The 22,420-nt window shown below is 42.5% G+C and carries 5 protein-coding genes; 4 read left to right on the top strand and 1 reads right to left on the bottom strand.

Annotated elements, in window-relative coordinates; genetic code table 11:
- Window positions 1–42: 42 nt before the first annotated feature.
- From PARA125_RS08620 to PARA125_RS08605, 4 genes are all read left to right on the top strand, one after another.
- Window positions 43–507, top strand: a complete 465-nt coding sequence (locus PARA125_RS08620; protein WP_213158482.1) for a DUF2059 domain-containing protein — start codon at window positions 43–45, stop codon at window positions 505–507.
- A gap of 529 nt (window positions 508–1,036) precedes the next feature.
- Window positions 1,037–5,377, top strand: coding sequence for a DEAD/DEAH box helicase (locus PARA125_RS08615; protein ID WP_213158481.1), 4,341 nt, complete (start codon window positions 1,037–1,039; stop codon window positions 5,375–5,377).
- Between the two features lie 15 nt (window positions 5,378–5,392).
- Entirely contained in the window at window positions 5,393–20,914 is a 15,522-nt protein-coding gene (locus PARA125_RS08610) for a hypothetical protein (RefSeq protein ID WP_213158480.1), read from the top strand.
- 1 nt (window position 20,915) lies between these two features.
- Window positions 20,916–21,215 carry a hypothetical protein gene (locus tag PARA125_RS08605; RefSeq protein WP_213158479.1) on the top strand — a complete coding sequence of 100 codons (300 nt, stop codon included), beginning with the start codon at window positions 20,916–20,918 and terminating at the stop codon, window positions 21,213–21,215.
- A gap of 655 nt (window positions 21,216–21,870) precedes the next feature.
- On the opposite strand, the gene PARA125_RS09875 is transcribed toward PARA125_RS08605, so the two are convergent.
- Window positions 21,871–22,407, bottom strand: a complete 537-nt coding sequence (locus tag PARA125_RS09875; RefSeq protein WP_249274306.1) for a hypothetical protein — start codon at window positions 22,405–22,407, stop codon at window positions 21,871–21,873.
- Between the last annotated feature and the right edge of the window lie 13 nt (window positions 22,408–22,420).

The following is a 22,420-nucleotide window of genomic DNA, read 5'->3' as shown; positions in this document are numbered from 1 at the left end:
AAGTTTAAAACTTTATTAAGAATTAGCAAGGAGGTTAATGAGATGGGGAAATTATATAAAGGTCTAATCAAACATATTTTAATCATTGCTTTTTTTACCTCACCCTTGGTTTTAGCTGCGGGTAAAGCAGAATGGCAGGCAGCAAATGAGCTGTTAGACACCATTCACTTTGAAAAGATGATGGAGGATTCCATCGATGCCTCAATTGAAATGGTCAAACAAATGGACCCGGCTATGGGCGAACATGAGGCAACCTTGAGAAAATTTTACGAGAAATATATGAGCGCTGAAAGTCTTCGACAAGATATTCTCGAAATGTATTGTGAGATTTTTACAGAAAAAGAACTAAAAGATATCGCAGCTTTCTACCGGTCAAAAACAGGCCAAAAAGCGTTGGAAAAGACCCCTGAAATTATGCAGCATTCACTACACCTAGCCCAAACACGCGTCCTGCAACACATGGATGAATTGCAACAAATGCTAGCTCAAGAGCAGGCGGCTAAGTAAGAGCCTCTTTAGAGTGCTTAACAAAGCTTTTTAGCTGCTAACGATCGGACTTTAAGCTGTCCGATCGTTTTTTTGCCAAAAAATTTTAAGAATCCCTGCCATGATTCCCCTAGATCTTATTTATCCATGCTGTACAAATAGGGGGTGACTATCCTCGAAAATATCAAGTTATCCCTTAGCCTCTATTGTAGAGCCTAGCCGGTGTGCTTAATTGATTATCTTCCTCCATTCCAGTCATGGCAGAAAGCTCCTACGATGATTGCCTACTTGCCCTAAAACGATTCGCTTGCCTTCTTGTCCTCAAGGTGGGGCAGATGTGTTCGGCGAAATTTAAATAAGGCGTTACTTGTGCCTTGTAGGGGAGCGAGCAGCGGATGGCTTTTTGCACTTATGCCCTTTCATAGGCAAATTTTCCTTATTTAAAATTCCTCCTTTTTTACTTTATTTTAATCCATCAAACCCTCTACTATTCAGCCATTCAAAAAAAATAAAATTTAATTTAGCGAATAAACGCAGCGAGGATGGATGTATGACGAATTCTATACAATGCATTGTGAAAGGCTTTTGGATCGATCTCCCCACTGGTGAGTCTACGTGTGAGGATGATGTTGTTCAGTTAGCCCATAAGATTAATACACAAATTTATAACCGCTCCCGTGATTCTCATACTTATGGCTTTGCCAAAGCGATTTGCCGAGATATAGATCAATCTGCTACCAGATGGCAAGTCCGGTCATTGCAAGTAGAGATGCGCAAAACACCAGATACGCCACATGCGAAAGAATTTAATGGAATTAAAAAGGCGTACCCACAAGCTGAGCAAGAAAGTATTAACCTTCCTCGAAAGGGGGGATTTTCACCCCTAATCAAGGCGGTTAGGGAGGTCGTGCATGCAATCGAAGCAAATTCGGAAGACATTTTAAAACCCCATGAGATCGAGCGTAAGCTTAGAAAACTCATTATTTATCTCCTACTGGCACCTTCATGGCCTTACAAAAATGAGGGCAATTCTATTGATAAAGTTTGTGCAGTTTTTAATTATTATAAGCAATTGTTTGGGAGCAAGGACTTAACACCTTATAATCAGGCAGCGTTCAATAAATTCGTTTCTGAACTCAATAAACATCTTCATCAGCATGCAATGACGCTTGATGTATTGAGTGACAAAATTGTTACCAAAACACACCGTTCACTGCCTGAAGGATTGAGATTATTCGACCAAGTAAAAGATTTGATTAGAAAAGGCACAGAGCGGATTCTTGGGGCTGTTAAACCCGATAACAGGGCTGTTCGTCAATTTTGTCGAGTTTTTTCTACACATGCTTACATCTATAAACCGAATGCAGATAATGCGGAAGCCAGATTGCAATTACAACGTTCTGTTGACAGGTTGGTGGAGCTCCTTATTGCCTATGATCGACAAAATGATTCTTTAATCCTGTTTAATTTTATGAACGGTCTAATGCAGGCGATCCAAAATTTACTTCATTCTAATGCTCCTATGGATCTTTCAAGGCTTTCTTCGCTTGTTTGGACGTTTAGGGCACTTGTCTGTAATGCTGGATTTATCCAGTATATGCGACCCGCCGGAAAAGAACAAAATCTCTCAGAGCCGGTAAGGCAGCTTTTTTCACATGAACAAACCTGGCGGCCAACAGGTAAGTATGTCGTTCTTTTAGGAAATGCTGAATTGTTTCGTGAGATGTTAACAGCAAGGATTGATGAGAGAAAGAGAGTTTGTACCTTAAGCGAAGGACAAATAAATTTGATATTTCGGAATTTGAACTTCAAGCTTGCAAGTGAAGAAGACGTTACTTATCGAAATTCCTACAAACGCATGTATTTATTGTTTCTGCATCAACTTGCTGCAGCGAATAAACTTCACTTTCTAAAACCGTACGCCAATCATCGTGACTATCTTGTGCGATTACGTGAAAATCTCATTAGGTTGGACTATAGTTTTATGGAAGTTTCCGCAAAGGTACCTTTAGATGCCTTTTTTGGAAATGCAGCATTCATCGCCCTTCACTTTCAAAAGATTCCCCACGGAGTCCATGTTCGGAGAACTTTGGTCAATCTTTTCGCTAAATTGGGAGAAAATCCAGTTAAAAGCAAGCGTGAATTTGAAAAACTTGTGCTTCAAGCCATTGAAGATTTTTACCAAGAATGGGAAATCTTGGGCGAAGAAGTTTTAAGTCAGATAGGGAGGTCAGCGGCCCCTTTAAGAATCGAAGAAACTGCTAGAAAAGAATTGGTTCCTGTAGAAAGCTGGCTAGCTAAAACTGTAATTCCACTTTATCACTCTCTTAAGCTCTATATCCTCAAATGTCTGCCGCTCAAATGGAAAGAAGCTACATTCAATGGAGCTGAAAACCTCCTCCAACGTCTTTGTTGGCACGAAGGTAATTTTTATGTAATTGATTATCAAGAGGGTAAATACGTCTTTCACGATCCTTTTAATAAAACTTTTCTTCCTGAGTGCCCGGATACAGTCCTTTATTCAGACCTTTTCAGCAATGTGAAAACTCATTTACAGCACGAGCTTCGAGTCCAAGCCCATCGAGAGGCCGTTTCCTTTTTAACCGAAGCTTACATGTCATTTAATCATGATCAAAAAATCAAAAAAATGCTTGAAGAGTTTTTAAGCATCGTTTTTAAAAAAATGCAGGGGACGAGTTCTGCGACATTTCAGGAAAGAATTAGGATTGTAGCAAGCTTTTTACAGGTCATGTCCCCTTTCTTTAAAAAACTGGATCATATTGTCCAAGCTCGCTTCTTTAAGGATGGAAAATTAAGGGTCAATATTGCTTTGAATCTGGTTAAACAAGCAAAACCGTATGGAGAAGTTGCACAAATTCTTGAGAATTTAAGAGAGACTCTTAAAAATTTGGAGGAGGGAGAGGATGTCGCGCTAAAAGGCAGCGTGGTGAAAGGTATTTCTCAACTCGTTGCATTTCTGTGTGCCCAGGATATTAGAGACATTCTGAAGAGATGTTCTCTTAATCAACTGGTTGAGGTGACCTCTCAATTTGAAAACGTGATCTGTCGAAAGATGGATGAATTATCTTACTCGAAAGAAGATTTCATCCATTCTTTTTGTGCACATGAAGGCAATAAAAGCCAATCTCTCGATAACGATTTGCGGGCCATTATGGGCGATTTAGCAATTAAGGAAACCATCATCCATGAATTTGGCGATTTCCTTAGAACGCGACCGATCCCTGTGCATTTCATTTTACCCAACCAGGCTTTAGCCCTGCAATTGTGTATGTGTGAAGAGTTTAAAGACCAAAATCTTTTAATCAGATTAGGCACAGGACAAGGAAAAAGCATTGTAATTGCTGTTGCGGCTCTCCATGAAGCGCGAAGAATTAAAGATGTGGCGAATGGAAGGGTGTTTGTCTTTACGAGCTACGATCACTTAGCTAGGAGAGACCATGAACTAGGGGAGAACTTCTTTAAGAAGGAAGGGATTAAAAGCCTTTGCATTTCAACCATCCACGATGTCTCTCGCTTTAATAATCAGGTCAAGATCATTTATGCGGATATCGAAAACATCGATAGTATTGTCCGTGAAATCATGGTAAGGTTGCTCGAAAACAGAGCAAGCCCAGCTGAAAAAGCATTTATCAAAACCATTTATGAAAATTCCGCTGAAGATAGGATCATTTTAGACGAGTACGATTTATTGCTTTATGACCTCGAAAGAAAGAGGCCTTTTGTTGAAACTATTCCCCCAAATTTATTGAATGTTAATTTTGTCAGATCCAATCAAGATTATTGGCCATGGCTTGCAGAGCAGACGGGAAAAGGTGGCAAAGGAACAACCTCACATGCAACTGATCGTAGCACTGGAAAAGACTATTGCACTGTCCCTTTCTACAGTGCTTCTTCAGGCTTCAATCTCTATATTTCGATCATGCGCCTTTCGAAGCTTATTAAAAGGGCAAAGCGAGTGATTGGGCTCTCGGGCACCGCGCTTCAAGGTGAAAGTCACAATTTGAGTAACCCCCTCTATTTTGAAATACCTTCATCCCAAAACCCCGAGGTATTTGGAACAAAGATTCAGGAAGAGAACGCTCTCACTCCTGCTGATCAGGCTTGCATTGCATGCCATCAAAAGAAACAATTCGATTCTATAAGTGGGGAGCTTTCTAATTTGGTGATCGATCCCGCTACAATCCAAGAGTATTGTCAAACGATTGTTAGAGATATCCAAGAGATCAGACAGCGGAAGCAAAAAGATGCCATTGCTTATGAGAGACCGATCCTGATTTTCGGAGATCCGTATTTGGAATATACAACCCCTGAAAACATGCAATTGAAAAAGCAATTATGGAAGACACTCAAAGAAGCCATTATTGCAGCTGGCATCCCGCTGAGTGAACTGACGACAGATGTTTCAGATGCCGATCTCCAAAAAATCGCCCGGTCAGGTAAAGTCACTATGACCACAATTAAGTATGGGCGCGGAGCGGATATTCGGGTCAGCCTAGATATTGAAGAGGGGCTTCACGTGATTGTTTCCGTTCCTGTCATTCATAAAAGGTTATTGCAGCAGCTAATTGGAAGAACTGGGCGTATGGGGCGGCAAGGGTCCTATTCTGCTATTACGTTTGGAAGCTTGGTCGAAACTACCGCAGACGAGCCCTTTCCATCTTCCGAATTCTTTGGGGCCCTTCATGAAGTTACCAGATTTTTCGTCAATAAGCTGACAAGCGCTGGGACTTACAACGCAGAGGATAGTAAAAGATGGCTGATGTTCTTGAGCAATGCTTATGTCAGACGAAAAATTCATAAAGATCATGCCCAAAGGTTGTGTGGAGCTTTTTTTGAACCCAATCCTGAATTAGACAAATTCTATTCTTAAAAATGGAGAAAGACAATGGGCACGCTTCCCCCAAATGAAGGGTTAACACAGAAGGAATCGATAGAAAACAAAGAGCAGGGCAAAAATTTCGACCGGGCAAGTCACCCCTTCCACATTGATATCCCCCAGTTTTTCTCTTCTCCCTCTAGGGCTCATTTAAACGATAGAAATATCGTTTCTTTAGAGATGCCTGTTTTCACGGCAAGCGCAGTGGTTGCTATGACGCAGAATTCGGAAGATCGACCTTTGCAAATGCCTGGTTTTGTCTCATCTCAGCCGCCCAGATCCGGTAAAGAAGGTGAAGTCTCAATTATCATCCCCTCTTTTTCTCAAAAGATTTCAACCTTCCCAGAAATAGGATTACCGGATGATTTAACAATGCCAGAGTTTTTCCCAAGTGAGGTGCCAAGATCCGAAAAGAGACCCGAAGCATCCATCTCTTTGCCTCGATTCTCGGCTATGGCTTCTCCCTCCCCACTGCCACTATCAAGTCAAGAGCTTTTGTCCCTTCCAAACCTTGTTAATGCGGATATTCCAAAAATTGAGACTGAGTATGATCCTTCAATACACCTTCCCCGCTTTTTGCCTGAAATCTCTCCTCTCTCTAATTTTGCTCAGCCATCCCCTTTTTTAGAGGCTCCTAACTTTGTTTCCCCTAAAGATCCTATAGCAAGGAATGCGCGTCAAAAGCGGCTGAAGATCCCTGCAGATGGGGAGGAATGTAATCCTGTAGTAAAAAGTTTTGACGGACTTAGTAGATGTAAAAGCTACGAGGATATTGTCGAAGTGGCACTCAAACTTGATTCGCTCTCCGATATTCGGATGCTTAGGCAGCACAGCCTCCTTAAAGTAAGATATCTCAAAACTTTATTCAACCAACTCATCGACCTAGCTTCTTCACTTTTGCCTCACTCAGGAAGTTTTAAAGTAAAATTAGAAAACGATCAGGAACAGATCGATCTATTCACAAAATTTTGCGGAGATCTAATCGATGCTAAGACAGTAGAAATGCTTAAGCTTTCTTCCCATCCTATTCTCGATCGCCTTTTTGCATCATCTCCTTTGCCACATGATGAGGAAGTCGTTAGGCAAAAAGGCTTATTAGAACTGAAAGATTTTCTATACTGTTTTATTTCTGAAATTTCGCTCCAAGAGCGGAAAGCAGCTGAAAAGCTCGGAGCGGTCCAAAAGGATTTAACCGCATTATCACAAGCTCTTTCCTTACTTCGATTACATATTCAAAGCACAGCAGATGAGATAAGGATGCAAGTTATCCGCCTTGCCGCTCATTTTGATTTTACCCCATGGGAAGACCGAACTCCGCTAGCTCCAGTCGTTGTTAAAGTTGAAAGTCCCCAAGTTGCTCTGGATGAGCAAAAACTTCAGAAAGGGCTTGCCGATATTCAAGGTGCAAAGCCGAAGGTGTGGCAATTGCAAGATTTCACCAATCAAGTTTTATCGCTCCCAGAAGGGGACTTAAAAGAAGCCACTTACAAGGGGAAGTATCTACTCGAGTTAGGAAAGATTTATGCTAAATATCCCACAGTTTCGGCATTAAAACGGGCAATAGCGTGGATCGATCAAGCCATCGATACGTTAGCTCGATTTGCTGATAAAGGCGATCCTATCTTACTTGAATGTTATGACTGTCGAGGGGGAGTGTGGCTTCAAATTGCTAAGCTTGTCAAAAAGGTGAGTGTAAATGAAGAGGCCTTGGTGCGCAAGCGTATGGATATCTGCTATCGAGATTTTTATCGGGCTTATACGCTTCACAATAGTCGAGAAAAAAATTTTGTCCGACAGGTTAGTGCAGCTAAGGAGAAAAAAGATCTCAACCAGGCAATTAGAGAGATTTCTGAAGCAATCGAGATGGATGAAGATTATGCGGAAGCTTGGTATTTAGATTTTCTCAAACAATTTGAACAATTACAGCTTGATTCTCAGAGGTTGCTCCATCCTACATTTGCACGGTTGCGAGGAGAGCCGCCGCAAAGAGTTTTCAGAGAATTTGCGGCTCTTCTAGGGAAGAATCCTGCGACAGATCCTGTTTTTAAAGTCGTTTTATCGTCGGGCACAGCTGTCATTAAATTAGACGCACAGCGACTCTACCTCAATCGGTCGGGACCCGATTTCTTAATCGAGATGCTGACAAGGGGCTGCAAAAGTATTGAGCCTCTCCATACGAAAAAAAAGAAATTTTATTTTTCTCACCACATGGCTGCTGATGCTTTTTGCCAACTCGTTCAATCTTTAGGAAATTATGCGGCTCGCTTTAGGGAAATGGAAAAAGGGATCCGCTCTTTCCATGCCTTTGAGCTTTCGGCTTTTTATAAATCATCGCTTGTCATAGAAAAAGAAGAATTAGAGAGCGATTCGATTCGAAAACGGCTAGATCCAAACTTAATTTTACGCCTTATCGAGATTGAGTCGATGGCCTTACAAAGCTATCTTCGCCTGGGAGAGATCACAAATACCCAAGAGTTTTTTGCTGCCGCGTTATTTTATGCGTGCCGGGTCATTCGTGATTTTGATCGGTTGCTTCTGTATACAGAGGAGAAAGAAGAGCTTGAATCAAAAAAGCTTGCTCTTCTCATCAAAAAAGCTGTGATTTATCAGAGAATGGAACTGTGGAATGCGCATACTTTGGCACTAGAAGAGGCTATTGAACTTGGGAAAAAGAATAACCCCCGATTTTTAAATCCTTCTCTCCACTATTCTTTAGGCGTTGCGTATAAGCGGCTCAATCAGTTTGAGGAGGCACAAGATCAGCTTTATATCGCCTTAAGTTCTAAAAAGGGCTCCATTAAAGCATTCAAAACCGCGATTGAAGCTGAGCTTGCGACGCTTGAAGATTTAAGAAAATCCCCTCCAACCTTGCCCCCTGATGATCCTCAAATCATGGGAGCTTTCCAAGATCAGAATATTTTGGAAGAGTGTTTGCAGATCTTGCGTGACCATTTCAAAGCCAATTCTCCCGGAGAACCGAGGCGACCTGTTGCTTATTGGAATCATTTTGTTCAGAGGATCCATCAGACGACGACGATCAAAGATTTTTGTGAGGCGGTGCTCTCTTCTGTTTTAGTTTCAGAGAAGGTCTCAAGTGAAAATTTCTTGCGCATTGCCAGGCTTGCAAATCTTAACTTGAAAGATTTGAAAATTTTAGACGAGCTGAAAGGATATCTTCTTGACGCCGAAAAGGCTTACATCGAGGAAGAGTCGAAGCGTCAAGATAAAATTGTGGAGGACTTGGAAGAAGCGAAGGAGGCGTTGAGTAAGGCAGAGGCTTTTTTTGAATTTAAGAAAAAGTTCATTAAGAAACTTCGAGAAGGGGAAAGGATACGTCCCGGAAGCTTGATCCGGCAAAAAGTCTTAGACTTAGCAGCCTATTTAGCCTTCGAGAAAGAGTGCCCTCTCAAGAGCTTAGAAGAAATTATGGAAGAAGCTGTGCCGGCGGATTTACAAGTGGAGATTGATGAGCTAGACGAAGTACTTCAGAATGCCTTAGAGATTGAATGCTCTCCCCCACAAGTTATGGAGCATGTTTTGCAGATAAAGGGGAGTAATATCTTTTTGAGTCAGGTCAAGGACGTGATTGAAAAGACGTGTGGGCGAAGAGACGATATTCAGGATGTTCATATCATAGGCGTGAATGTTTACATTGATACCAGCCTCACCTTACCAGGCATCAATTTAGCTATCGGCGGGGAATATGTAGAATTCTTGTCTGATAAGGGGGGCAGCGGCCAGGAAAAACCTGAAAAACCTCTCTCCATTGATCTTTCAGGAAAGGGAGGAAAAAAAGGGGCGGATTTAAATCTCGGTCGCGCGGCAGATGGGAGAAATCCTTGTGATCCAGGTAACAATGGCCTTCCTGGAAATCACGGGGAAGAAGGACAATCCGGCGGTGATTTTTGCATCAGTTCAAAGGAGCCCATTATTGGCCTAGATCCGAAAATTATTCAGGAGATCAATCTATGTGGAGGAGAAGGGGGAAAGGGGAGCAAGGGACAAGATGGGGGAAATGGAGCGAAGGGGATCAAAGGGAAGGATGCCAGGACGGATATCCGAAAGGGGGATAATGCGGATACGATGTGGGGGCATATAGATGTACGGCGAGGGAAAAAAGGAATCCCCGCGGGTGATGGAGGGCAAGGAGGCGATGAAGGAGTAGGGGGAAAGGGTGGGGCAGCGGGCCGTTTGCTGATAGAACAGGAGATCGACACGATAAAAGATCGGATTAAGGTTGAGGATGGGAAAGATGGTGAAAACGGAGGGGTCGGAACAGGAGGAAAGGGAGGAGAAGGCAAACCAGACGGGTTTGATTATGCGATAGTCAAGGGAGGGTTATTTAATAAACAGCATAAATTTTCTGGATATGAGCTTTACTGCAAAAATCGAAAGAAAGATAGAGATCAAGAGGGATGGGCAGATGGCATTACGCGTGATCAAACAATCAAAAGAAATCAAGGAAGAGAAAAAGGGCGAGGCAAGACGGCAAATGAACAGCTACGGCAGAGGGCAGAGCATAAAAAACAGAATTTAAAAAGAGAGCTTTTTGCAGAAAATCTTAATGGGCATCTCCATATGCAGTCGTTTGCCAATAAAGCATATGCTTTTGGGGAAGTGACTGATCAAAGAGCGGTGGCGCATGATACGGAAGAAATTGTCAAAGAGCAACTGAATGCCAAGCAGAAAAAAATCCAAGATATTGAAACCCTCCACCAGCAGACGTCGACACTTCTTCTTCAAGCCCAGTCCCAGCACCAAACTCAAAAGCAACACTCTCGCGTAGGGACTTTTGCTAGGCGGGAAAAAGGGCTCAATCGTGAAAAAGAGATCGAAACTTTTTTTAATAGGAAAGAGATCGACCAAGAAAACTTGCTACCTTTTCGAAGATGCTCTCCTGTCCCTCGCGTAGAAGAACGGCAAATTCATGAGCTGGAATATGCGATGTATGAAGTCAATGTGACTCAAGCAGAAAATATGTCATGCATCGCACGGTTGATTGCACAAATTGTAAAATATTCAAAAGATCCCGCCTGTCTTCAGGATAAACGTTGTGACTTGATCAACAGGCTGGCCAAAATCATCCAACAGATTCCTTCAAGGTTTGGTGTCGAGGGATTTAACCAAATTGTCAAGGCTTGCAAAGGGTTAAGCAATGCTTCTCATTTAATTCGAGCAATTCAGGCGAGAAATTTAGAGCTTGCAAGTTTCAAAAGAATAGCCGGCGAGGAAAAACTAGCCATTAATACAGCCTATGAAACAAGGCTACAAGAGCTTACCATCCAAAGAAGCATTCTCCGGTTTCTCAGTTCCGATCGATTAGGATTTTTAATTCTCATAAACAAGATTAAGGGGGCAGAGAAATTACAAAAAGAGAAGTGGTTTAAACAAAGGCTTTATCGAAAAGTGGTCACGATTGGGAAGCAGGCATATGGGAAAGAGCTCTCTCAAGAACAGCTGAATCATTTTTTACAGTATGCAGATGAAAAAATCGCGCAATTGCAGGGCAAGATTCAAACCTTTGCATATAAATTCCCTTCTAAACTGGTGGGTCAAGCCACATCTGCTGAGCGAAAGAATTTAGGGACAAAGATAAAAACACTTAGGCAAAACCAAGAATGGGTTTTAGCTCATCTATTTGAGTTAATAGAAGGTGATATCTTACCAAGCAAGGTGTTAATGCAAGGGGAATTAGATTCCCTCTATACCGAATGTTCTAAGAGATGGGCGAGTATACAGCCCCCTCCTTCGCAAAGAGAGAGGCCTTCACAAGGGGCTGATCCATCAGATAAAGATAAAACCGAGGAGCCTACACCAGCCCAGCAAGCAATCAACGAGACCAAAAAAGAAGAATGGAGCGTTGAAAAAAAAGAGCGTTTGGAAACACATATCAAGCAGCTGATCGAGTTTAAAAAGGAGCATGCCAAGCCTTATCTCGAGCATTTGCGAGCCGTCTATGCAGAAAATAGAGAGGGTGAAGGGCTTGCGGAGGTATTTGTTGCCTTCATTCTTTGTGGTAGGGAATTAGCCGCTTGGCACCCATTTGCAGATGAGCTCAAGACAACCGACTCGGGGAAAATTTATGCTCTAAGAAACCATTATTGGCAGCCTTTAAATAATCCTTCTTCTGAACTTCGCACATTCCACTACCATCTGCTTGCCTATCTCCAAAACCGCCATCTCTTGCTCATGAAAAAGAAATGGATCGAATCCTTCGGGGGGCTAGGAGAAGAAGGTGAAGCGTTCTTCCATGAATTAGCGGATAAAGTTAATAAGCTTTACGGTAGCCAAGGTGTGCTGCCTAATGTCGATTTTTTCGCCCTTGCCACAAATACCCTCGAAAAAAATATTCGGAAAATTTCAGCTCATTTTGAGAAAGTTCGCCAAGGAATTAATCAGGAGGAAAAAAAGAATGCAGAAGAGGTTATAGCTGAGTTTGATATAAAGGACCTTATTCTTCAAAGAGCGGTGGCTGATCAACTCGGGCCCCTCGACATTCATAAGCATAAACAGCTTATTGATGGATTGGTTTTAACGTTACCGCGCAAGGAGATGGGAAAAATCGGCGCTTACCTCTTTTTATTTCTTGAACTCAACCTCTCCTATGGAACGTTACTGCATATTCTGAAGATCCTAGAAGAAAGCCAACTCTCAGGCGAGCCGATAATCAAAAAGGGAATTTTTCTCTTATCTCAGAGAGGCAATCTTTTAAAGGCCAAGTTTGAATATGAGTGGGAGGCGGTCTTAAACCGGGCCCAGTTTTACGATCAAATTCGTAAGCAAGTTCAAAAGGACGATCAAAGTTCGATCGAACGACTCCTATTTCAAATTGCTGAGGAAGCCAACATCTTGCCGGTTGATGGAAAAATTGAAACATTAAGCCAAATTATGGGAATTATGTCTGCTCGAGGCTGCTTTACAGCCTTTCCAGAGTTAAAAGCCCTCCAAAATCTTCTGGCTGCAAAAGTAGGTTTATTTCCTACCTCTGAAGGAGATATTCCCCAGATTATTCTAGATTACAACCGAGCTCTTGAGACAACCTTTAGCTCGCAAGAGGATAGCCTACAAACAGAAGGCTTGGTGCCACTTTTTATGAAAACGATTCGGGAAATGTCTTTTTGCGCAGGTTTTGTAGCTCCTTCTCTGATCGCTATTCAACATCTTCCTTTGAGTATGAGCGATCTCATCCTCCTTTACAACTCTCTCGAACAACTAAAAGAGGGCACTGATCAAGAGAAAGAAATCAAAAATGTTTGCTTAAATCGCATTCGACAGTTGCTGATCGACGATCTCGAGAGCCGGTACGAAGTCCAACTTAAAAAACATGGCAAGATGAAACAGCAGCTAAAAGATAAGCAAGCTGAAATCCTCACTAGAGTGGCTGATGTCATGAAGGCTTCGAATATTCTCCATCCTGATAGGCATATTGCGACGTTCAAACTTTGGATAAAGTCGTTGGATTTTCATTTTCAAGCGGATGGGATAAAAGATCCTCAGGGGCAAAAGCGCTCGAAGTATTATGAAGATGCGCAGGTTTGTTTTTTCAAAGAAATGGGTGGCGAGGATAGCGAAAAAGCGATCACCCTATTTAATCAGTGGCTCCGTGAAAAATTCAACCAATTGAAAGGGGACATAGCCGATGTTCCAGCTTTGCTTGACAGCATACAAGAGGTGCATGGGCAAACCCCCCCGCAAGCTTTGGAAAAGCTAAATCGGCTTTGGTGGAGGGGAACAGTTCCTTATTCGGAGCTCCTTGAGAAAATGGAGGGAAAAAAAATCCAGGAGGCGGCAGAAAAAAGGCTCAAGCTGAAATTTGACGAAACGATGATTCAAGAAGAGTATTATGAAGTGAAAAAAAAGCTTGAGGGGCTGGAGGAAACCCATGAAGAAGACCTAAAGAAATGGATCCAGCATATTAAAAGTTTTGTTTTTTCTGCAAAAAAAATGGAACAGTTCTATCCAAACGAAGAAACCTTGGTCAAGGCCGTTGTCGAACGCCAAATCCCAGCTTATGTGGCTTTAAAGCAAGAAAGGGGAAAGCCTACACAGGTTGAAGAACTCTCTTTCGAAGAGTGGATTAAAGGATCTGCCCACGTAAAAGAGATCGATGAAAAAAGACGCTCCAGTATCAGAGAGTATCTAGAAGAACTTGAAGAGAGAATTACAGATGAGATAGTAAACAGCCAAGATGGACAAATTCTAAAGAATCTCCAAAATCTATTCAGCCGTCTTGGAGATCCTCGCTTATCTAGTATGAAAGCAAAAGCCGATGAACTTCAGCTCAAGTTAATTGACTCAAAAGATGATAGAAACAAGCAAAAAGAAGCAAAGATCAAAGAATTTATCGGATTTTTATGCGAAATTAACTCCTATGATGAATTTTATTTAAAAAACCCCCGAGATAAGCTCTATAAGCAAATATCAAAAGATAAGAAACATTTAGAAAGTGTTCTTTCTTCAACTTGCTTTTTGGTTGGGGAAGAGCTTTTTCTAAAGGTCTTACAAAAATTGACTGATACCTTGAGGGCTTACCGGATTTCAATTAAGTTAACGACTTTAAGCTCTCTATTTTGGGTCTTACCTCGTTTGAAAAACCCCTCGGTGTTTTTTGAAATCCTTGAAACAAAAATCCCCGAAAACTGGACGATCACTCTTTTGGAGAGATATTGCCTCAAAATGATCCAACCTTCACTTGCTAAAATGGCAGTTGAACTTCCACCCCTCAGCTTAAATGGGCTGGCAGACGTTCAGAAAGAAGAAACGATCGATCAGGCCCTCCAGGAGAAAGAAAAACAGTCTAAGGAATGCTTAAATCTGTTTCAGGCGACCCTGGCATCTTTAATCTCCACTCCTTATCTCAAGTCGGATGATAAAGAAGCCTTATTACGGCTGATCGGCGATCGTCTGGCGATGTTAAATCAAGGAAAGCTCGAATTCCCGATCGAATCTTTTACCCACCTTATCCACACCTATTTTACATCACCTTGTGCATTAAAAAAACTCTCCCTTGAGCTCTCAAGCAAGCATTCGATCATTGCCAATGCTCTCTTTTTACCTTCTTTTCAAGGTTTCAAATATGGCCTCACCTTGGCGTGGATGCAAGGGATGCTTGAGCCTGAAATTTTAAGATTAAACAAAGCAGACCGGCAAAAGATCTATGATAGTTTGCTAGAAATTGAAACGGTTAAAAAAGAGCAAATGATGCAAAAGGTGGTGGAAAGCTTGCAAGGCAGCCTGATGGTGCTTGCCGTTGTAGAGGGGGTTAACCATTTTGCCCAAGGCTCTTGGGAATTAGATGGCACGACGCTCCTCATGCTTAAAAACAGAACAAAGACGGGTGCGTGGTATGAAGAGATCGCCCATTATACCAAAACAAAACGGTCCAAGCCACGTGATTTAGCAATGCTTATCAGCCTCATGGCTCAGGAAAGTACGGGGATTAATAGCGCTATCAAAGATTTACTCATCACCGATCAACCAAAGCTGGTCAAAATTATCCAAGAGATAAAGACCCTATTTAATACGCCGGTTAAAGATTGGGCTAATGAGGTCAAGGCACAGCTAGGTCCCTATGCTCAAGATTGGCCGGCGATTAAGGGTTGGACAGCCGAACAGGTCACTGAGTGGGCCATCCAAGAAAAAAGTGAAACTTTTTTGAATGACCCTAAGCGACTGATGATGGGAATTGCGGTGGTCTCTCGCGGTAATCAATTAATCGAAGGGCATAGCTTAAGAGATACTCAACTAATTGCTCTGTGGCTCATGCTCCGTCCTACCCATGGGGTTCCCAGAGGCCGCATCAGCCAGATGTTTACAGGTGAGGGAAAATCGATTACGTTTGCTTGCCTGGCAATTTTAAGGGCCATGACGAGGTCCCATGTAGATGTTATTACGACCTCTTTTGTGCTGGCAGAACGGGATGCAACCCAAAAAGAACCCCTTTTTAAGCTTTTTGGTCTCACGGTTTCCAATAATTGCGACCTGGCCTGTGAATCCGATGATGAAGAGAGGAAAAAACGGTACTATCAGGAGGGAAAACCGGTCGACATCGTTTATGGGGATGTGGGTGCGTTTGAGCGAGATCTTTTACTAACTGAATTTCACGGGCAAGAGATTATTCACTCTAGTCGCATGGGGGATAGGCGAAGTGTGCTAGTCGATGAAGTGGATGGATTGTTTTTAGATAATGCTGGCATGGTTCTCTACTTATCGCACAATGTGGATAGCCTCAGATTTTTAGAGCGAATTTTTGCGCAGGTCTGGGCTCTTGCCAACCACCCTTCGTTTGAAAGAGCCCTTCCTGTAGACGACAAAGCGATCGAAGAAATTTCCAAAGTGATCAGAGCAAAAATCGATGCGGAGGAGATCCCTCTTCCCCAGTATATATTGACAAACGCCAAGTATATGGAAATAAAGTCCATCATTCATCGAAAGTTATCGATCTGGGTCCGCTCTGCGCTATATGCAAAAGTCTTAGAAGCCAATAACGAATATATCATTGTCGATCAAGTTGTAGGAGGGAAGAAAAAGAAATCGGTTACTGTAATGGATAAAGGGACAGGAGTCGAACAATTTTCATTAAAATGGAGCAATGGACTGCACCAATTTTTACAATTTAAGCATGGTTTGGAGCTCTCCCCTGAAAGTTTGAAAGCTGTCTTTTTATCCAACTACTTTTTCTTTAAGCGATATGGCCAGCATATTTACGGGTTATCTGGCACTTTAGGCTCGGATACAGAGCAAAAATATCTTCAAGCTCTCTACGAAGTGGATCTTTGTAAAATCCCCCGATTTAAAGGTGAAAAATATCTCCAGCATAAAGCTGTCGTTACAGGCAGCGGAGAAGAGTGGCTAGAGCAGATTGCGGCAAGCGTTTATCGAAATGTCAAAGAACTCAAAAGAGCTGTTTTGATTATTTGTGAGTCTGTTATAGAGGTCAAAGCAATCGAGCATGCTCTCAAAAAAGATTATCCTTTACTCCAAACCTATACGAGTTCCTTACAAGAGCTATCCTTTTTGTCGAACGACAAGCCAACTCCTGTGGGACCTGGCGATGTAATCATTGCCACAAACCTTGCGGGGCGAGGCACCGATCTAAAAACGAACCGTGTGCTCGAAGATCATGGGGGATTACATGTGATTCTCAGCTATCTTCCTCCTAATATAAGAATTCAGGAGCAAGGATTTGGGCGGACTGCCAGGTCAGGCAACGAAGGAAGCGGAGAATTTATTATCCTAGACCCCCATCGCCGGCCAATCACAGCCCTTTGCCGCATCCGAGATATGGAAGAAAAGCAAAGGCTCGAGAATGTGGCAATCCGAGAGGTGAAAAAAATTGAATTTGAGAACGAACTCCTCAGGGGGCTTGTCCACAATGGGGAACAAATCCCTGGGTTTCAATCCCTTTTAGATGAAATCAAAGAAGCCCTTAAAAATGAAGAGTCTTTTTATCGAGAAGCCCAACTCAGTAGCCTCAAAAACCGGTGGGCCTTTTGGATCGATCACATGGACGAAAAAATCGCTTTGGTCCACGCGATAGGAAAGGAGATCGTGCTTGCTTCATTTAAGAAATTTCAACAAGGGGTGCGGGAAGACTTCCAGCGGGGCGATTTTCGTTTAATCCAGGAACCCATAGAACTCATTAAGCTGGGAGGTGAGTATCGGCGCAAGGAGATGTGGTCTGAAGCAGAAAGCTGTTACAAAAAAGCGGCTAAAGATCCTCATTATGCTTATGCCAAGTATTACAAAGCCGCCTGCCGGCTTGTTGTGGAGCCTTCTTCCTCATCTTCAGCAAAACGCAAATTTAAAGCTGGTGCCAAGCGAGCTATTGCGGCTATACGTCCTGAAATTTCTCAGCTTCAGACAATGGTTCAAAGCGTTGCACCTCTTGTGGAGCAGCGGCCTGCTAAAACAGGTGAGCCTGATTATGGCAATCCGTATAAAGCCAGAACTGAGGAAAGAATCCAGATTTGGTCAATTTTTCTTTCTGCAATCGACGAAGCTCTCGGCGGCACGTTAACGGAAGAATCGCTTAAAAAAAGTCAGTACGTCACTGGGGAAAATGCGGGCAGCATTATAAAAGCCTTGGGGAATCGCTATCGGTCAACACGTCTGAGCAAAAAATTAACAATACACGCAGACAAAATGACTTATTGCGACAAAACGTTGGCAATTCCTCGGATGTTTAGATCTGTGTTTGTTCGTTTGCAAGGAAAGCGAGAAATCAGTAAGGAGATTCTCCAAACAGCTTGTGAGGTTGTAGTGACAAGAGAGAAGGCAGAACAACTTCTCGATGGTAAAAAAAGTGTAGTATATAAATTGCAGGGAATTCCCCCTTCGTTCGATAAGTGGCCTGAAGGTTATTCTGAAGGAGTGAAGTTTGTCTTATCTACCCTCATCGATGAATTGAGATATGAGATTTTTGCTTCCCACCAAGAAATCAAAGAAAAGCTAACCGAAAAAAAACAGACCAGTAAGCTCCTTAAGGAGGAAAATACCGATCTTTTCTTCCATGCGCTCGTCGAAGGGAAGCTAATTCAAAAAGACTATAAAATAGATTTACAAACAATCCTTGTTAAGGATCCGCCTAAATTCAAATCTTTCCAAGAAGCCAAGGATGGAGGATTTAATGAGAGATATCGTCAGCTACCTAAGGAGCTACAAGAAGCTCTCTTAAGCGCTTGTTGCGGAAGAGAAATGGAAGATACAACTATCCATTGGTATTTGAAAACTTCTATCTATTTAAGCGAATTGAGCCTGCCGAACTCAACGACCGAAGCAGCCGATATTTTATGGGCACTTTTAGAAGAGCAGCATGTCCTTAAATCCCCCAAAGTTAAGGTGGGTCATAAAGAGTATGAAAAGCAGATAAAAAATATTGAGAAAGATGTCAAAGCTTTGTTTCCAGATCATAAAGAACTCGATAAAGTCGCCGAGTCTATCTGTGGAATTATCGAAAGCAGCATCGGCATGATCTACAAGCTAGAAAGCAAGAAGACGACGGCTAAGTTTGCCGACATTATTCGAAAATATTATCACGATCACAGTCAACATGCGCCTGAAGGTTTAAGCTTTTTTATCGAACTTGGTTTAGAAGTGATTGCTGATCTCATCGAAAAGAAAGATCCCCCTGCTTGGTTTGAAGTGTTAGCTGTGACTGTCATGGGAGTCATCCAGATGGTTGCGGGAGCCATTATCAAGGCCTATTTACCTATTGCAGGCGAGTTGATTGGCAACGCTTTAATGAGCACAGGGATGGATGATATTATGTTTGCCATTACAAGTGCTGTTTCGGGTCAATTTAGCTGGGACGATTATGCAGCAGCGAAAGTTCAATCGTTAAAGCGCTCAATTATCTCCTCTGCAATCTCGTGCGGAGTCTCTTTTGGTACGAGTGTGGTAAAAGCGGGCTCTTTTAGCCAAGCATGGGATGTTCAAAAGCTCTCAGGGGCCGGAAAGCTTGCTCCAGGAGCATTTAACCTTGGAAATCACGTCTTAAAAGAGGTGGGGCGCAACTTTATCAATATGGGGATTTCTCAGCTTGCAAGCCGGGGGCTCGAAGGGATGGCAAAATTGATTGCCGGCTCTTATGAGGATAAAATTAAAAAGGAAATTCAAAAGGCAGTCAGCCGACACTGGTCTTTAGTGGTGACCCAGGCTTTAGCTCTTTATGAAAAATTAGGAAGAGACGTATCTGTCCCCGGGAAGGTTGAAGGGTGTTTAAATACCTTGATTCAAAGAACCAGTAAGGAGAATTTTTTTGAAGGAGTGGTGCGAGGCAGCAAGCAAGTACTTTCCCATGCGGGCTCGGTAATAGGAGATAACGGCTGGGCAGAATTTCTGAATCATGCCCCTGATTTGGTTAATCTGGGTGTCTCTGTAGCTAAGCTTGTCAATCTTGTTGAAAATAATGTCCACCAATTCGCACGAGACATTCGAGATACTAAAGAAAAGAATGCCCCAACCTCCCCATCCCCCTCCGAAATGAGCAAAGATGCTTTTATAGCCAAGTTGGATGAACTGAAGGCGACTTATATTGAACAACTCGCCCAGACCTTTAATGATTTACTAAATAGCGCCGTCTACGCGCCCTTAGTCTCCATGGGATCCAAGTATCTTCTTAAGAAAGGCAGCGAGTTGATCCCATTGTCAGAGCAAGGGAAAACTGCCCAATCGCCAGAAATGCTTTCTAAAAATATGGATGCCCAAAACAATCCAGAAGAAGCGTTTTTTGATAAGATCTTCCGGGATTGGAAACATGCAAATCTGGAAGTTTCAGAATTAAGCGATCAAGACTTACAGCAGACTCCCGTCAATTCAAGTGAAACCATCGAAACTCTCAAAAACCAATATGGAAGTCTCTTAAAAATCTATAAAGATGAGGATGGAAATTTGTATGCTCAGCGGCCGACCAGAGCGGAATACGCTCAGGGGGTTATGGAAGGAAAAGTTGGAGGTGATCCAGAAATTGGAGCGCTTGCCAAGCAAGCTGGCAAGGATATTGCCATTATTAACCCAGATGGAAAAATCAAAACCTATGCCCACACACAGGAGGGAACTATTCGCATTACCGAATCTGAAGAAAACGGTATAAGAAACGCACCCAATACTATTTATTTAAAGTTCGAACCTAATACTGCCACGGGGGTAGGTCATGTAGCAGTGGAAAATGCGGCGAACCCTGCTAATCCAATCGACTTCAAGGGGCACGATTGTCTTTATGAAGCGGTAAGCCAAGCAGCAGGGCTTAATAAGACAATCGATCAGCTCAGGCAATCTATCGCTGAAACTTTGGAAAAGGATCCATCGTTCAAGCGTTTTTATCACGATTGGAGTTTAAGCCATGAGCCGAAACAGTTTGCTGGAGCTGCTCTCGCAAGCTTAGGAACTCGCTTAATGGCTGGGGTAGGTGTTGTTGGTGCGCTCCGTGAAATCAGTATTGGGGCTTCTTTATCAGCTCTCACATTTGCTACAGGTGTCCCCACGATAATGGTAGGGGCGCCTTTATTGGCGCATGGAGTAGATAATTTAATGGCTAAGTTGCAGACATTGTACGCGGGAGAAGAAGTCGATTCTTTGGCTACCCAGTTTTTGGAACATACAGTGGGCCTATCCCATACTAAGGCGCGGCTTCTCAACGATGCTCTCGGTATGGTGGGCAACCTGGGTGGATCAGCTATTTTTAAAGCTGCCAAGGCGGCATCCATTTCGTCCAGTTCTTTAAATGAAGCAGTAAAATTTACATCCCAACGGGGACTCTTTAATTTTAGCCAGACTACCATTAAACACATGGACAATCCAGACAGAATGGTGCCCATTCAATTATTAAAGGAAGTGATTGGCTCGCCCATGGGGGCCCCGATAAGGGATCCTAAGGGAGCTTCATCAGCTATGATGTATTATTCCCAGATAACGAAAAATGGAAAGCTCTATAATATTGAAGTGCTTTATGATAAAGCTTCTAACACCATATTGCATTTTGAGTATGCTAGAAAGAAGATGGGCCCCCTAGAGAGGATACTAATAAAATAAAATGTACGGCAAAGAAGATAAACGAAGAATCTATGCTCTTATAGATTTGTACTTATCAGGAAACATAGATGAACCCAAGTTTTGTGAGGAGTTCCACTCTTCCTATAACTTAGAGCTTGATTATGACTCCCTTACAGATGAGGAGCAGGAGGCTTTTGCATCACTTGGAGAAGTAACTGGTCGATTTTCTGAGTTTGCAGAAGACCATCTAAAATATCCTGGAATTTATTATACCAAAGAAGAGCTAAGGAGACAGATTAGTGAAACAAGGAAAAAATTAGGGAGAGGACCTATTGAATAAATATGCTGACTTACTTCTAGTTCAGCTTTTCTTTATAGGGTTGCAGCATAACCATCCAATTCACCATCCAAAAAGGCAACTAAAAACCTTGTGTAAATGGGTTATCGAAAAAGCAAACGAAAAAAATCGGGAAGAAAACAGGAGATTGTTCTTTTAGGGGAAAGGATAAATTTTTAACGCATTTAATATAGCACTCAACCTGTTTGACTCCTTCCACGAGGGAAGTGGGAATTCCCTACTTTTAAAATATAAGGCTCCCTATTTATCAGTTCCGATCGAACGCTGAAAACATAAGCCATAGAAAAAAGAGCGTTCAAAACCCTTAATCAACCTTGAGTCATGGCTAGCTAATTTGTGAGGAGTTACCAAGAGTAGGGGGTGGTTGAGAGGCGGGAATACTAAACTTCATTAGGCTCGTCCAAACTATGTAAAAATGGGCAGCATGAGAAGTCGGGGCTCTAGTATGACACATGGAGAGGATACAAGTGAAAATTTTCGTTTCAGACTCAGATTCCATACAAAAGATAACGGATTAAAGCTTGTGCTGTTAATTTAGCCGTAGCCGATGAAGTGGGGCTCTGTAAATGTAGGAGGAGGCTTCAAAGAAAAAGTGAGAAGGTGTCCCTTCTCACTTAAAAGGTGTAACTGTCCTAAATTAGAACGCGTAACGGATTCCGAGAGTTACTGGAACGGATAAGATAGGTCCAGTTTTGCCATGCACGATGATTGGAAGTGACACAGGAGTTTCGACTACGCTTGTGCTGCTTCCTTCTTCACGATCCACAGTTGGTCTCCAGTCTCCTGACCAAATAGCCTCTGCTTTCAGAGTTACTGAGAGGTTTGCAGAAAGATCCCAGTTCACACCAGCATGGAGCCCACCGCTGATTGTGGTGTCAGATCTAAAGTGTGTATGTTTATGACCCACGCCAGATGTGTCTGCCACAACTGTACGGGTAGATCCACGGATTTTGTCACGAGTAACTAAACCCACTTTTCCCCCAAAGAAGGGTGTTAAGTTGCTAAAAACTGGGAAAAGGTAGTAGCGAGTTCCTAAATAGAAATCATAAGCACGGTAGTGGCCAATTTTTTCTTTAGAAGCGAGTGAAACATCGCTAGTTTTATAGGAATGATGTCTTCCGCCAGCTTGGGTGTAATTAAAGTCTGCAAAAAGTTCAAGACGATCACAGTACATGTAGCCAAATTCG

Origin of the sequence: Parachlamydia sp. AcF125 (genome assembly GCF_018342475.1) — a bacterium.
Classification (GTDB): domain Bacteria; phylum Chlamydiota; class Chlamydiia; order Chlamydiales; family Parachlamydiaceae; genus Parachlamydia.
The sequence above is the reverse complement of the archived record's forward strand: the minus strand, read 5'-3'. Positions and strand labels throughout refer to the sequence as shown.

Coding starts and splice junctions, on each gene's coding strand:
- PARA125_RS08610 (WP_213158480.1), top strand. CDS start 5,393: ATGGGCACGCTTCCCCCAAATGAAGGGTTAACACAGAAGGAATCGATA.
- PARA125_RS08615 (WP_213158481.1), top strand. CDS start 1,037: ATGACGAATTCTATACAATGCATTGTGAAAGGCTTTTGGATCGATCTC.
- PARA125_RS08605 (WP_213158479.1), top strand. CDS start 20,916: ATGTACGGCAAAGAAGATAAACGAAGAATCTATGCTCTTATAGATTTG.
- PARA125_RS09875 (WP_249274306.1), bottom strand. CDS start 22,407: ATGTACTGTGATCGTCTTGAACTTTTTGCAGACTTTAATTACACCCAA.
- PARA125_RS08620 (WP_213158482.1), top strand. CDS start 43: ATGGGGAAATTATATAAAGGTCTAATCAAACATATTTTAATCATTGCT.